Raw genomic sequence first — 13,185 nt, 5'->3', positions numbered from 1 at the left:
GGGCGCGAGACAATTGACGGTGGTCCGCCCTTGGGGGCGCCCCCCGAACCGTACGAGGAGGACAAGACATGGCGGAGCCCACGCCGCGTCGGAACGAACCGCGGCTACGCCCCGCGCCCCTGCTCTTCGAGCCCGCGGAAGCGGCCGCCGATCCGGAGCACTTCTTCGACCTGGAGTCGATCGACGACCCGCGCGCGCTGCTGGCCAGGGCCACGGAGCTGACGCTCGCCTTCCGGGCGGCGGCGGACCGGGCGGTGGAGTTCCAGGCGATGGCGGCGGCGCAACTCGCCGACCCCCGGCGGTTCGACCGGCTGACGGCCGCGGACATCGCCGAGCAGGCGGAGTGGACCGAGGACTACGCCAGGAAGATGGTCGAGTTCGGGCGGGACCTGATGCGCGGTGCGGAAGGGCGGGGTCCGGACCCGGTGTGACCGGCGCCCGTCGGCCGACACCCGCGACCCGCACCGTCGGCCGAGAGCCGGAGTCCGTCGGCCGGCCGCCGCCAACCGGCGACCGGGCCACCAGGCCACCGACGACCCGCGCCCGGCAACCCGCAACCCGCAACCCGCAACCCGCAACCCGCAACCCGCAACCCGCAACCCGCTGGGCATATGCCCGTGGCGCGCGAAAGATACTCCCTTCGTGGCTTCCCTGCCCCCATTTCCCGCAACTCAGAGAAACGGACCACTCACGACCGGTAGATGTTGTTGCCATGAGCAGCAGCACGATCACCCCGGACGGCGCCGCATGGCTCGCCTCGGCAGGAACGTATCCGCGTAGCACGCTGGCGCTCTGGGCCGAGCGGCCCGACGCACCGGTCGTCCTGCCCTGCGGCTCCGCCTTCGACATCGTCAGCGCGCCCGCGGTCTTCGGCCGCCGGATGCTGGACCGGCTGTGGGAGGAGGGCCCGGGTTCGGGGCCGGTCGCGGCGTACCGCGGGCGGATCCTCCTGTTCGCCGCCCCCGGCACCGCCCAGCGGCTGCCGTCCCTGCTGGAGTGGGAGGAGTGGGGCAGCTCCGGCGGCAGCCGCGCCGAGGACATCCCGCCGCTCCTGTGCCACGGCAACGGCGACGCGGTGACCGTCCCCGCCCCGACCGCCGAGCCGGCCCCCGACCCCGCCGACCCCGACACGCCTCCCGGCTCGGGATCGCGCTGGCTGGTCGCCCCGGACACCAGGCAGCCCTGGCTCCCCGGGCCGGAGATCCTGGTCTGGGCGGCCGTGCGGGCGGCCCGCGCCGCGGTGCGCATAACGATTTTTCCTCCCGCCGAGCAGGGTGCTAAGGTCTACGACGTCAGCAGGCGCCGCTAGCTCAGTTGGTTAGAGCAGCTGACTCTTAATCAGCGGGTCCGGGGTTCGAGTCCCTGGCGGCGCACATGATGCGGATGGCGGGCGATCGTGGATCGCCCGCCATCGTCGTATGCGCACGCAGACGCGCCGACGCCCCCGCCTCAGCTCACGCCGGCGCCCCCGCCCGGCTCACGCGGGCGAGATCCGCACCGTCCACGCCCCCGTCGCCGTACGTCCCTCCACCTCCACGCGCACGTCCTCGCCCGGCACCGCGAAGCTCTCCCCCACGCCCACCGGCGCGTCGGCCAGCGGCGGGTAGACCGAGTTCTCCCAGCAGGCCTCGGTGCGCGGATGGGCGTCGATCACCTGGACCGGCCCGCCGCCGGACTCCTCCCCGCTGTGCACCCGGTACACGAGGACGCCCTGCCGGCAGGCGGTGCGGTCGTTGCCGACCGCACCGCGCGCCTCGAAGGCGAGCACGGTGTCGGGCCCGGTCCGCACCACCGCGAGCTTGATCCCGCGTCCGGGCCGGACCCCGGCCGCCCCACCCCCCGCCCCCGTCGGGCCGGCCCCCGCACCCGTCGAACCGGCCCAGGCCCCCGCCGCGCCACCCGTCGCGCCCGCCGCACCGGCAACCGGCACCGCCCCCGGCCCCGCCCCCAGCGACTCCAGCGTCAGCCGCACCGGCTCGTCCCCCCGTACGCACACCACCTGCCGCGGCTCCAGCCAGCCCAGCTTCCACTTGTGCCAGGCGAACAGATCCGGGGCCATCCCGAACTGGCTGCCCATCAGGTCCCAGTCGCCGACGTAGGTGTCCCAGTCGCCCCTGCCGTCCGACGGGCGGTGGTAGAGGTCGGGCAGGTCGAACACGTGCCCGGTCTCATGGGCGAGGACCAGCCGGTCCGGCGGATGCTGCTCGAACACCGTGACGACCCGGCGGATGTCCGTGCCGTCCGCGCGCAGCGGGCGCTCCAGGTTGACGACCTTGGTCGCGTCGGAGTCCACGCCGGGCGCGTCCGGGTCGGCGACGAAGTAGACGACGTCGTAGCGGGAGAAGTCGACCCGGTCGTCGACGGCGGCCAGCGCGTCGCGGAGATAGGCGGCGCGGTGCCGCGGGGTCCAGTCCCGCTGTATGGCGTAGTCGGCGGACGGCCGCGGCATGCGGATCCACTGCGGCAGCGGGTGCGCGCGCAGGCGGAACTTGCCGTAGGAGGCACGCGCGAAGTACTGGCTGGTCACCGGGAAGTGGTCGGCGGCCAGCTCGGCCGGGGTGGTCGCCGGGCGCGCGTCGGGGAAGGACAGGAACACCATCACCGCGTCGAGGGTGCGGTCCGGCCGCGGATAGGCGGCGTTCCAGGTGTCCAGGCCCTCCGAGTGGTGTGCGTCGGTGCGGGCGAGGGCGCAGGGCGGGGCCGCGAGGGGCTCGGCGATCGAGGGGCCGGTGACCTGGGAGGTGGCGGCGAGGGCGGAGAGGGTGGTGAACACGGCCGCGGCGCCGCGCAGTCGGGGGCGCGGGAGCGGACGCGGCAGACGCGGCACGGGAGACCTCCGGGTGCGGTTCGCGGGACACCGCACCCAGCCTGTGTGACTAAATTCCTGTATGCCCTGTTTGTCTGCACCGGACGAGTGAGGGCCGTTCGGGCGACACGCGGTCTACGCGCTGGGATTGTTCACGGTCCGTCACAACTGGTCGGTAGAGGAGGGAACCGGGTCCGGAGTGGGCAGAAACGATCTGTCGGGACAGCGCGTGGATTCGAAAGGGTTCCGGGACACTGGACAGTGGCTGCAGGACTCCGGGGCCAACCTCTATGATCGGCACACTTTCCTGACCTTTCCTGCCCGGACAGAGATCGAGCAGAGATCGAGCAGATCGAGTGCACTGCGGGAGCGAGCGGTGAGCGGAACGTCCGAAGGGCCGGCGCCCGCGGCAGACCTCATCCGGCCGGCCGTCACAGACAGTGATCATGATGCGCCGGGTGGTACCGGCGGCCGTGCCGGAGAGCGGCTCGGCGCGTTCCGGGCCGCGTTCGGGTCGGCGCCGCTCGCGATGGCGGTGGTCGACCGGGACGGTCTGGTCGTCAGCGCCAACGACGCGTTCGGGGCGCTGCTCGGCGTCGTCCCCGGCGCCCTGGCCGGGCGCCCGGCCGCCGACCTGGTCGACCTGGCGTCGGACGCGCGCTCCCGGCACGCGTACCGCGAACTGCTGGGCGGCCGGGACGCGCGGCTGCGCTGCACCCGGCGGCTGAAGCGCGCGGCGGGGGCGAGCGTCTGGGTGCAGGTCACCGTCTCCCCGCTGCCCGGGGAGGCCGGGGGCGTGCTGATGGCCGCCGCCGACATCAGCGACCGACAGGAGCTCCAGGCGCGGCTGCGGCACTTGCAGATGCACGACCCGGTGACCCGGCTGCCCAACCGCGCCCTGTTCTTCGAGCGCCTGTCGGCCGCGCTGGACGTCGAGTCGTACGCGCGCGGCGGCACCGGCCGGGTCGGCCTGTGCTATCTGGACCTGGACGGCTTCAAGGCCATCAACGACACCCTCGGCCACCGCATCGGCGACCTGCTGCTGGCCGCCGTGGCCGAGCGGCTGACCGCGTGCGCGGACGAGGCCGGGTACGGCAGGGCGAGCGCGCCGCTGGTGGCGCGGCTCGGGGGCGACGAGTTCGCGCTGCTGGTGGAGGGCTCCACCGGCACCGAGCAGGTCGCCGACCTGGCCGAGGCGGTGCTGACGGCGCTTCAGGAGCCGTTCGACCTGGCGGGGCGGCGGCTGTCGCTGTCCGCGTCGATCGGGGTCGTGGAGCGGCAGGTGGCCGGGACCTCCGCCACCGGTCTGATGCAGGCCGCCGACACGACGCTGTACTGGGCGAAGGCTGACGGCAAGTCCCGCTGGACGCTGTTCGACCCGGAGCGCAACGCCCACCGCATGACCCGTCAGGCGCTCGCCTCCACGCTCCGCCCGGCCATCGAGCGGGGCGAGTTCACGCTGGAGTACCAGCCGCTGGTCGGCATGGCGGACGGTCGGCTGAGCGGAGTGGAGGCGCTGGTGCGCTGGAACCACCCGCAGTTCGGGACGCTGACGCCGAATCGGTTCATCGGACTGGCGGAGGAGGACGGGGCGATCGTGCCGCTGGGCCGCTGGGTGCTGGCCACCGCCTGTCGGCAGGCCCGCCGCTGGCAGCTGGAGCACCCGTGCGAGCCTCCGCTGTTCGTCAGCGTCAACGTCGCCGTGCGCCAGGTCTGGGACTCCGACCTGGTCGCCGACGTGGCCCGGATCCTCGACGAGACCGGCCTCGCGCCGCACCTGCTGCAGCTGGAACTGACCGAGTCGGCGGTGATGGGCTCGGCGGGCCGGCCCCTCCAGGCCCTGCAGGCGCTCAGCGACATGGGCGTGCGCATCGCCATCGACGACTTCGGCACCGGCTACTCCAACCTCGCCTATCTGAGCCGGCTGCCGGTGTCGGTGCTGAAGCTGGACGGGTCGTTCGTGCGGGGCTTCCAGTACGAGGAGGCCGGTGCGGGCGCGTCGCCGGCGGACGAGGTGATCGTGGAGGCGATGATCCAGCTCGCCCACCGGCTGGGGCTGACGGTGACCGCGGAGTGCGTGGAGACCTCGGCGCAGGCGGCCCGGCTGCGCAGGATCGGCTGCGACACCGGTCAGGGGTGGCTGTACTCCCGGCCGGTGCCCCCGGACCGCATCTCCGAGCTGCTGGAACGTCCGTCGGACCGGGCCGGGCAGGCCAATCAGGCGGTCGGGAACCCGTAGGCGTCGGCGATCAGCTCGTAGGAGCGCAGCCGCAGCTCGCCGGTGTGCGCGTTGGCGGTGATCATCAGTTCGTCGGCGCCGGTGCGCTTCTGCAGGTCGTCCAGGCCGGAGCGGACCTCGTCGGCGGTGCCGTGGATGACGTTCGCCGTCCAGGAGTCGGCGACCTCCTGCTCCAGCGGGCTGTACGGGTACGCCTCGGCCTCCTCCGGGGTGGGGATCAGGCCGGGGCGGCCGGAGCGCAGCCGGATCATGCTGAGCGCGCCGGCGCGCACCTGGCGGCGGGCCTCGCGCTCCTCGTCGGCGGCGAGCGCGGAGACGCCGATGAGGGCGTACGGCTCGTCCAGCACGGCGGACGGGCGGAAGGAGTCCCGGTACAGGTCGAGGGCCGGGATGGTGTTCTGCGCCGAGAAGTGGTGGGCGAAGGCGAACGGCAGGCCCAGCAGCCCGGCCAGGCGGGCGCTGAAACCGGAGGAGCCGAGCAGCCAGATCGGCGGCCGGTGCGGGGACTGCACGCCGCCGGGCGAGGTCGCCTGCACGGGCCCCGGTATGGCGTGGATGCGGCGGTAGGGGTGGCCGTCGGGGAAGTCGTCGTCCAGGAAGCGGGTCAGCTCCGCCAGCTGCTCGGGGAAGTCGTCGGCGCCCTCGCCCAGCCGGTCGGTGCGGCGCAGGGCGGCGGCCGTGGCCCCGTCGGTGCCGGGGGCGCGGCCGAGGCCGAGGTCGATCCGGCCGGGGGCCAGCGCCTCCAGCGTGCCGAACTGCTCCGCGATGACCAGCGGGGCGTGGTTGGGCAGCATCACGCCGCCCGAGCCGAGCCGGATGCGCTCGGTGTGGGCGGCGAGGTGGGCGAGGATCACGGCCGGGGAGGAGGAGGCCACGCCCGGCATGGAGTGGTGCTCGGCGACCCAGTAGCGGTGGTAGCCGCGGGACTCGGCGAGCCGGGACAGGGCCGCGCTCGTGCGCAGCGCGTCGGTGGCGGTGCGGCCGGCGCCGACGGTGACCAGGTCGAGCACGGACAGCGGGACGGGGGCCGAGCCCCGTGTCCGGCCGCGGATCTCGTCGGGGTGCGTGGTGCCGTCCCGGTTCTCGTCTGCCGCCACCTGGGGTGCCTCCTGCGTCGTCGCCGTGCCGCGTGCGTGGGTTGTCGCGGTACGGTCCGTCTCCGTACGCACGGTGCCAACAGGAGGCGCCCTCCGCTTGTTCCCCGATCCCGCGTTCCCCGGTCCCGGCCTCACGCCTGCACGAGCGGCTCCCGGGTGAAGAGGGCGCCGAGGACGGGAGCGTTGACCCGGCGGTCCGCCAGGCGCAGCCCCTCCCACACGGTGACCTGGCTGGCGGTGAGGACCGGCTTGCCCGGCCCGCGCTCCAGGGTGGTGAGGTGGGCGGCGGTGCGCAGGGCGGCGTCGGGCAGCAGCAGCGCCTCGGCGTCCGGGTGGTCCGCCTCGCCGACCAGCCCCCGCAGCTCGGCCTCGCCCCAGCCGGCCCCGTCCGCCGCGGCCCCGCCGGCGCCGGCCCGCACGGAGACCACCTCGAGGCCGGCCGCCCGCAGGAACTGGCCGAACAGCGCCGTCACCTCCCGCGGGGCGGTGCTGCCGACCGCCACCCGGCGCACCCCCAGCTCGCGTGCCGCGTGCACGAAGCCGATCGCCGTCGAGGAGGCCGGCATGCCGGCCGCGACCGCGAGCGACCGCGCCTGTTCCAGGGCGCCGTCCCAGCCGTGCACGAAGCTGCCCTCGGTGCTCGCCCACACCACCGCCTCCGCCCCGGCGAGCCGCAGCTCCTCCACGCCCGCCGCCAGCCGCTGCGGGGCGCCCAGCTCGCGCAGCACGTCCTCCCTGGTAGCCCCCCGCAACCGCTCCTCGCCCTCCGTGCGGACGAGGTCGACCCGGATGTCACTGCCCAGGAGCTGCTCGATGCGCGGATAGTCGTCCTCGGCCGGATGCCCCGGGTAGAGAATTCCGAGTGCGGTCATGTCAGCCTCCTGCTGATCCCTGCGAGTGGTACCGGTCCTGCCGTTAGCGGCACCGCCTCGGGTACCCGCCTTCGCCCGAAAGCCGTCCAAAGCCGTCCGCATAAGCGGAATGGACTCTGGGTAGCCGCGCGCCCATGGCTTCACCACAGGGAACAGGGACAGCCGAAAACAGACCCCGCCCGCCAGGTCCGACCCGTCGCTCGCTGCTCGCGGGAGCGGCCGCGCTCGGCGTGCTCGGCGCCTCGGGTTGCTCGCGCGTGGCGACCGAGTCGGGCAGGGACGGCGGTGACCTGCTGGAACGGATCCGGGCGGCGGGCGTGGTCCGGCTGGGCATCGCCGGGGAGATCCCCTTCGGGTACATCGACAGGAACGGCGAGCTGACCGGCGAGGCGCCGGAACTGGCCAAGGTCGTCTTCAAGCGGCTGGGGGTGGACCGGGTCCAGCCGGTGCCGACCGAGTTCGGCTCGCTGATCCCCGGGCTGAACTCGCAGCAGTTCGACGTCGTCGCCGCCGGCATGTACGTCAACCCGGAGCGCTGCGAGCAGGTCATCTTCGCCGACCCCGACTACCAGATGCTCGACTCGTTCGTCGTGCGCAAGGGCAACCCGCTGGGGCTGCGCGACTACCGGGACGTCGTGGCGAAGAAGGCGCGGTTCGCCACCGGCACCGGCTACGCGCAGATCCAGTACGCGGTCGAGGCCGGGTACGCGGAGAGCGACCTCCTCATCGTCCCCGACCAGGTCGCCGGGCTGAACGCGGTGGAGGCCGGGCGCGTGGACGTGTTCGCCGCGACGGCGGTCACCGCCCGCGACGTGGTGAAGAAGTCCCCGAGGACCGAGGCGACCGAGCCGTTCAAGCCGGTCGTCGACGGCAAACCGCGCATCGACGGCGGCGCCTTCGCGTTCCGGCCCACCGAGACGAAGCTGCGCGACGCCTTCAACGTCGAGCTGCACAAGCTCAAGGACAGCGGCGAGCTGCTCCGCATCCTCAGGCCGTTCGGGTTCACCGAGGCCGAGATGACGGAGCTGACCGCGAAGGAGCTGTGCGGCGGATGACTTCCGGACTGTGGGAACTGGTGCTCGGGGGCGTCTGGGTCACGATCCAGCTGCTCGTCCTCAGCGGACTGCTGGCGACGGCGGTCTCCTTCGTCGTGGGCGTCGCGCGCACCCACCGGCTGTGGATCGTCCGCTTCCTCGCGGGCCTCTACACCGAGGTGTTCCGCGGCACCTCGGCGCTGGTCATGATCTTCTGGGTGTTCTTCGTGCTGCCCCTGGCCTTCGGCTGGCAGCTGGTGCCGCTGTGGGCGGGCACGCTCGCGCTCGGCCTGACCTACGGGGCGTACGGCACGGAGATCGTGCGCGGCGCGCTCAACGCCGTCGACCCCGCGCAGCGGGAGGGCGGCATCGCGCTCGGCTTCACGCCCTGGCAGCGGATGCGGCTGATCCTGCTGCCGCAGGCCGTGCCCGAGATGATCCCCTCCTTCTCCAACCTGCTCGTGGAGCTGCTCAAGGGCACCGCCCTGGTGTCGGTCATGGGCATGGGCGATCTGGCGTTCAGCGGCAACCTGGTGCGGCTCGCCCTCCAGGAGAGCGCGGAGATCTACGCGTACGTGCTCGTCATCTACTTCCTGATCGCGTTCGTGCTCACCCGGCTGATGCGGGGCCTGGAGCGCCGGCTGAAGGCGGGGGTGGCCCGGTGAACTGGGACTGGCAAGCCGTACGCGACTTCATGCCGCACTTCTGGGACGGCCTGGCCGTCACCCTGCAGGCGCTGGTGCTGGGCTCGCTGATCTCCTTCGCCCTGGGGCTGGTGTGGGCGCTGCTGATGCGCGTGCCGACCCGCTGGGTGCGCTGGCCGGTCGGGGCGTTCACGGAGTTCGTGCGCAACACGCCGCTGCTGGTGCAGCTGTTCTTCCTCTTCTACGTACTGCCGGAGTGGGGGCTGGCCTTCTCCGCCATGGCCACCGGCGTCCTCGCGATCGGGCTGCACTACTCGACGTACACGATGCAGGTCTACCGGGCCGGCATCGAGGCGGTGCCGGCCGGTCAGTGGGAGGCGGCGACGGCGCTGAGCCTGCCGGTGACGCGGACGTGGCGGGCGGTGATCCTTCCGCAGGCGGTCCGCCGGGTGGTGCCGGCGCTCGGCAACTACGTGATGTCGATGCTCAAGGACACGCCGCTGCTGATGGCGATCACCGTGCTGGAGATGCTGGGTCAGGCGCGGCTGTTCTCCCAGGAGCACTTCCGGTTCACCGAGCCCCTCACCGTGATCGGCGTCGCCTTCGTCGTCGTCTCGTACCTGGCCTCCCTTCTTCTGCGCACCCTGGAGCGACGTCTTGTCCGTTGACAGCAGCAAGCAGCCGGCCGACGCCCTCCCCGAGCGGTCCCCGCTGATCCGTCTGGACCGGGTGACGAAACGGTTCGGCGAGAACACGGTCCTCGACCACCTGGACTTCTCGGTGGACGCGGGCCGGCACGTCACCCTCATCGGCCCGTCCGGATCGGGCAAGACCACGATCCTGCGGCTGCTGATGACCCTCACCAAGCCCGACGAGGGCACCATCACCGTCGGCGGGGAGCAGCTGTTCCCCGCCTCCGAGAAGCGGCGCCGCGAGGTGCGCAAGAAGATCGGGATGGTGTTCCAGCAGTTCAACCTGTTCCCGAACATGACCGTCCTGCGCAACGTCACCGAGGCGCCGGTCACCGTCCTCGGTCTGTCCAGGGACGAGGCGGAGGCGCGCGCCCGAGAGCTGCTGGACATGGTCGGGCTGGCCGACAAGTGCGACGCCCGGCCCTCGCGGCTGTCCGGAGGCCAGCAGCAGCGCGTGGCGATCGCGCGGGCGCTGGCCATGCGGCCGCAGGTGCTGCTGCTGGACGAGGTGACCTCCGCGCTCGACCCGGAGCTGGTCGCGGGCGTGCTGGACGTGCTGCGGGACATCGCGCGCAGCACCGACATCACCATGCTCTGCGTCACCCACGAGATGAACTTCGCCCGGGACATCTCCGACCAGGTCCTGATGTTCGACTCGGGCCGGATCATCGAGTCGGGGACGCCGGAGAAGATCTTCGCCGACCCGGAGCACGAGCGGACCCGGGAGTTCCTCGGCGCGGTGCTGTGACGTTGGCATATGCCAACCCGGGTGCGGCCGTCCCTCGGGGCGTAATCCGTTCGACATTCACCTACGGCGCACTCCCCCACGGCTATCGTGAGGACATATCCGCCGTCCGGATTACGGCAAGACAGCAAGCGCACAGGGGGAAACCGTGGCGCTGAAGCACGAGCCGACCGCGCCGTACCACTCGGCTCAGGACGCCCTGCGCGTCCTGGAGACGGTGGCGCGGCACTCCACCGGTGTCACCGACACCCAGATCGCCCGCCACACCGGCATGAGCCCGGAGCGCCTGACCACGCTCCTGCTCATGCTGAGGCGCGAGGGCTACGTCGAGCAGGTGACCGACGGGGCGTACGTCACCGGCGGCGCCCTCGCCCGCCTCGGCTCGTCGCACGGCCGTGACCAGGCCGTGCGCGAGCAGCTCCAGCACAACCTCAACCGGCTGCGCGACTCGGTACGAGCCGCGGTCTATCTCGGCCGGTACGTCGACGGGGAGGTACGGATCGACCAGTACGCGGAGAGTCCCGCGGCGCCGGCCGCGCACGAGTGGGTGGACTTCCGCCACGCCGCCCACGCCACGGCCATGGGCAAGAGCCTGCTCGCCCAGCTCGACCACGCGGGCCGGCGCGACCATCTGGCCCGGTACCGGATGGCCCGGCTGACGTCGCGCACGATCACCAGCGACAGGCTGCTGCTGTCCCGGCTCTCGGCCCAGCCGCCCACGGCGCCGGTGCTGGACCTCCAGGAGTACGCGGTGGGCACGGTCTGCGCGGCCGTCCCGATCACCGCGGGCGCCTCGGTGGGGTCTTTGGCGCTGTCGCTGCCGGTGGAGCAGGCCCACCGCCTGCGCCAGGCGGCGGACACGCTCAACCGCAACGCGGCCGGGATGCTCCTGTCGCTGACGGTGTAGGCGCAGGCCGGTGCCTGGTCCGCGGTGGTCGGAAGCACCTCCGCGGACCAGGTACTATTTTCTTCGTCGCCGACCGCGCGGAGCGGACGGCGGGAGTCATGCGCCGCTAGCTCAGTTGGTTAGAGCAGCTGACTCTTAATCAGCGGGTCCGGGGTTCGAGTCCCTGGCGGCGCACAGCACAGGAGCCCCTCGCGAGAGCGGGGGGCTCCTTCGCGTGTCCCGACCGGAACGCCATGTCCGGAACGTGACGTGCAGAGCGTCACGTTCCGGACCATTACGTCCGGACCATTACGTCCGGACCATTACATCCGGACCATTACGTCCGGAACGTCACCGCTAGAACGTGACGTCCGAGCAGGCGTAGAACGCGTTCGCCGTGTCCGCGACCGTCCACACCGCGAGGATCACGTGCCGGCCGCTGAGCCCGGTCGGCAGTGTTCCGCTGTGGGAGAGGGTCTGCGGGGGACGCTGACCGCCGTAGGGGACGGTCAGGAACGGGGTGAGGTTGAGGTCGGACCGGGCGAGGGCGTGGTTCTGGTTCCAGCCCGGCTTGGTGATGTAGTACTTGAAGTCGCTCGTGGCGTGCATGGCCGTGAACTGCCACCGGAAGGTGTAGCTCTGGCCGCCGGTCACCTTCGTCGCCGGCCAGGCGCCGCCCGACGGGGTGCGCGGGCTGTCGAGCTGGGCGAACGGCGTGTTGTTGCCGGAACAGATCCGCCCGTCGGCCGGGCCCGCGGCCGGGAAGCCCTTGGGGCCCTCGACGCTCTGCGGCTCCCACTGGATGTTGCCGCAGTTGGTGACGGTGCCGTTCTGGCAGAGCTTCTGCCGGCTGATGGGCAGGTCGGTGTAGCCGTGACCGCTGGCGCCGCCGGACGAGAGCACGAGCGCTCCCGTGGTGGCCAGGCCCACCATCGCGACGGACAACTTGGTCTTCTTGCGCATACTGCCGCTCCTGATGTGGGGAGGATCATTGAGCTTGCAGGTCTAGACCAAGTTCAGATTATTGCCGTGAGTTGAACATGTCCATACCAATCACGGACCGGGTTCACCACACCTCGCGCAGAACCCCGCCGTGGCGTCGTCCGGCGCGGCGATCCGCCGCCGGCTCCTCTCCGCCGCCACCTCGGGGGCGTACTCGACCCGGACCGGCAGCACCGAGAACACCTCCAGGCCGACCGGCGCCGTGTCCGCCGCAGCCAGCCGGGTGAGCGTCTGCCCCGCCGCCGCGACCGTGCCCCGCCCCGAGCCCGGCGCCTCCACCGGCACCCGGACCAGCGCCGCCTCCACGCACGCGCGCAGGTACGCCTCGTGGTCCTCGACTCCGAGCGCGGCCCGCGCGGTGTCGCGCACCCGCCACACCACCAGCAGGACCACCCGCAGCGCGACCCCGCTCGCGTCCACCGCCGGCATCGGTTCGCTGCGCCAGTGCCGCAGCCGTACGTCGACCCGGCGACGCAGCAGCAGCGGGTTGACCCACATCAGGCCGGTGTGCCGAACGGTCCCCCGGTAGCGGCCGAACAGCCCGAGCACCCAGGCGCGCCCCGTGCGCCCGCGCGCGAGCCCTCCGAAGCCGAACAGGGCGAGCGCGCCCGCGCCCGCGTACGACGCCCACTGCGCCGGTCCAGGCCCGGTCGCGGCGGACGCCGGCAGCCCCAGGGCGGCCACGGCGACCGGCGGCAGCACGCCCGCCCACCAGGAGGTGACCGCGCACCCGGCGGCGCCCGCCGCGCCGGCGAGCACCCCGGCCGCGCCGGGCAGCACCCGCCCCGGCCGCTCGGTGAGCGCCGGGTCGACCCGCGGGACCGGGCGGGCCCGCAGCGGGACCGGGCGGCGCACCCGGGGCTGCTCCCCGCTCCCCTGCCGGCTGCCCACCACGGACGGCCCCGGCGGCGTGGCCACCGGGTCGGGATCGTCGCGGAAGAGCAGGTGGACGGGGATCTCGGTGGTCGCCTCGGTGTGGATGAGCCGGGCCGCACGGGCCGGGGCCGACCGGACCGCCTCGACGTCGCGACGGTCCGCCGGGGGATCGAAGTGCTCGGATGCCGGAGCCGTCATGCGATTCCCCTCACACTCCGGGCGGAGACGTCCAGGACGGTGCACGACGATCAGTTTCACAACTGTCTTTCCGGCTCGCATGTTGACGGTCCGA

At 72.8% G+C, this 13,185-nt stretch carries 13 protein-coding genes and 2 tRNA genes; 10 read left to right on the top strand and 5 right to left on the bottom strand.

Annotation, left to right across the window (positions count from 1 at the left end; genetic code table 11):
• The first annotated feature begins 68 nt into the window (after positions 1-68).
• From ABZY13_RS04120 to ABZY13_RS04110, 3 genes are all read left to right on the top strand, one after another.
• Complete coding sequence (locus ABZY13_RS04120; protein ID WP_356627302.1) at positions 69-431, top strand: hypothetical protein; 363 nt, start codon at positions 69-71, stop codon at positions 429-431.
• A 281-nt stretch (positions 432-712) separates the two neighbouring features.
• A complete protein-coding gene (locus tag ABZY13_RS04115) occupies positions 713-1,309 on the top strand; it encodes a bifunctional DNA primase/polymerase (protein ID WP_356627301.1) in 597 nt (198 codons plus the stop codon).
• Positions 1,300-1,373: transfer RNA gene (locus ABZY13_RS04110), tRNA-Lys, on the top strand. The genes ABZY13_RS04115 and ABZY13_RS04110 overlap by 10 nt, the downstream gene beginning before the upstream one ends.
• A gap of 104 nt (positions 1,374-1,477) precedes the next feature.
• On the opposite strand, the gene ABZY13_RS04105 is transcribed toward ABZY13_RS04110, so the two are convergent.
• Positions 1,478-2,818, bottom strand: coding sequence for a M6 family metalloprotease domain-containing protein (locus ABZY13_RS04105; protein WP_356627368.1), 1,341 nt, complete (start codon positions 2,816-2,818; stop codon positions 1,478-1,480).
• Positions 2,819-3,182: 364 nt separating this feature from the next.
• Between ABZY13_RS04105 and ABZY13_RS04100 the strand changes: the two genes are divergently transcribed.
• On the top strand, positions 3,183-5,045 hold the full coding sequence (locus ABZY13_RS04100; RefSeq protein WP_356627300.1) for an EAL domain-containing protein: 1,863 nt from the start codon (positions 3,183-3,185) through the stop codon (positions 5,043-5,045).
• Here ABZY13_RS04100 and ABZY13_RS04095 read toward each other — a convergent pair.
• Both ABZY13_RS04095 and ABZY13_RS04090 read right to left on the bottom strand, forming a co-directional pair.
• Complete coding sequence (locus tag ABZY13_RS04095) at positions 5,024-6,142, bottom strand: LLM class flavin-dependent oxidoreductase (RefSeq protein ID WP_356627299.1); 1,119 nt, start codon at positions 6,140-6,142, stop codon at positions 5,024-5,026. The genes ABZY13_RS04100 and ABZY13_RS04095 overlap by 22 nt on opposite strands.
• Before the next feature lie 131 nt (positions 6,143-6,273).
• Entirely contained in the window at positions 6,274-7,014 is a 741-nt protein-coding gene (locus tag ABZY13_RS04090) for a decarboxylase (RefSeq protein WP_356627298.1), read from the bottom strand.
• A 134-nt stretch (positions 7,015-7,148) separates the two neighbouring features.
• Between ABZY13_RS04090 and ehuB the strand changes: the two genes are divergently transcribed.
• From ehuB to ABZY13_RS04060, 6 genes are all read left to right on the top strand, one after another.
• Positions 7,149-8,069 carry an ectoine/hydroxyectoine ABC transporter substrate-binding protein EhuB gene (ehuB, locus tag ABZY13_RS04085; RefSeq protein ID WP_356627297.1) on the top strand — a complete coding sequence of 307 codons (921 nt, stop codon included), beginning with the start codon at positions 7,149-7,151 and terminating at the stop codon, positions 8,067-8,069.
• Positions 8,066-8,713, top strand: a complete 648-nt coding sequence (gene ehuC / locus ABZY13_RS04080; protein ID WP_356627296.1) for an ectoine/hydroxyectoine ABC transporter permease subunit EhuC — start codon at positions 8,066-8,068, stop codon at positions 8,711-8,713. Before ehuB ends, ehuC begins: the two co-directional genes overlap by 4 nt.
• Positions 8,710-9,360, top strand: a complete 651-nt coding sequence (gene ehuD, locus ABZY13_RS04075) for an ectoine/hydroxyectoine ABC transporter permease subunit EhuD (RefSeq protein WP_356627295.1) — start codon at positions 8,710-8,712, stop codon at positions 9,358-9,360. The genes ehuC and ehuD overlap by 4 nt, the downstream gene beginning before the upstream one ends.
• The gene (gene ehuA / locus ABZY13_RS04070; protein ID WP_356627294.1) at positions 9,350-10,132 is read left to right on the top strand and encodes an ectoine/hydroxyectoine ABC transporter ATP-binding protein EhuA; all 783 of its coding nucleotides are present in this window, start codon (positions 9,350-9,352) and stop codon (positions 10,130-10,132) included. The genes ehuD and ehuA overlap by 11 nt, the downstream gene beginning before the upstream one ends.
• Positions 10,133-10,277: 145 nt before the next feature.
• Positions 10,278-11,036, top strand: a complete 759-nt coding sequence (locus ABZY13_RS04065; protein ID WP_356627293.1) for an IclR family transcriptional regulator C-terminal domain-containing protein — start codon at positions 10,278-10,280, stop codon at positions 11,034-11,036.
• 100 nt (positions 11,037-11,136) lie between these two features.
• Positions 11,137-11,210, top strand: a tRNA-Lys gene (locus ABZY13_RS04060).
• A gap of 162 nt (positions 11,211-11,372) precedes the next feature.
• Here the strand turns inward: ABZY13_RS04060 and ABZY13_RS04055 are convergent.
• Positions 11,373-11,978 (bottom strand): lytic polysaccharide monooxygenase, encoded by a 606-nt coding sequence (locus ABZY13_RS04055; protein WP_356627292.1) that lies wholly within the window; start codon positions 11,976-11,978, stop codon positions 11,373-11,375.
• Positions 11,979-12,068: 90 nt separating this feature from the next.
• Positions 12,069-13,091, bottom strand: coding sequence for an SPFH domain-containing protein (locus ABZY13_RS04050; protein WP_356627291.1), 1,023 nt, complete (start codon positions 13,089-13,091; stop codon positions 12,069-12,071).
• Positions 13,092-13,185 lie beyond the last annotated feature (94 nt).

It is taken from the genome of Streptomyces sp. NPDC006610 (assembly GCF_040611575.1).
Taxonomy (GTDB): domain Bacteria; phylum Actinomycetota; class Actinomycetes; order Streptomycetales; family Streptomycetaceae; genus Streptomyces.
Note: the sequence above shows the minus strand (reverse complement) of the source record. Positions and strands in the feature narration are given on the sequence as shown.

Excerpts from the sequence above, each read along its gene's own strand:
- ABZY13_RS04120 (WP_356627302.1), top strand. The coding sequence starts at position 69 with ATGGCGGAGCCCACGCCGCGTCGGAACGAACCGCGGCTACGCCCCGCG.
- ABZY13_RS04115 (WP_356627301.1), top strand. The coding sequence starts at position 713 with ATGAGCAGCAGCACGATCACCCCGGACGGCGCCGCATGGCTCGCCTCG.
- ABZY13_RS04090 (WP_356627298.1), bottom strand. The coding sequence starts at position 7,014 with ATGACCGCACTCGGAATTCTCTACCCGGGGCATCCGGCCGAGGACGAC.
- ehuB (WP_356627297.1), top strand. The coding sequence starts at position 7,149 with ATGGCTTCACCACAGGGAACAGGGACAGCCGAAAACAGACCCCGCCCG.
- ehuC (WP_356627296.1), top strand. The coding sequence starts at position 8,066 with ATGACTTCCGGACTGTGGGAACTGGTGCTCGGGGGCGTCTGGGTCACG.
- ABZY13_RS04055 (WP_356627292.1), bottom strand. The coding sequence starts at position 11,978 with ATGCGCAAGAAGACCAAGTTGTCCGTCGCGATGGTGGGCCTGGCCACC.
- ABZY13_RS04050 (WP_356627291.1), bottom strand. The coding sequence starts at position 13,091 with ATGACGGCTCCGGCATCCGAGCACTTCGATCCCCCGGCGGACCGTCGC.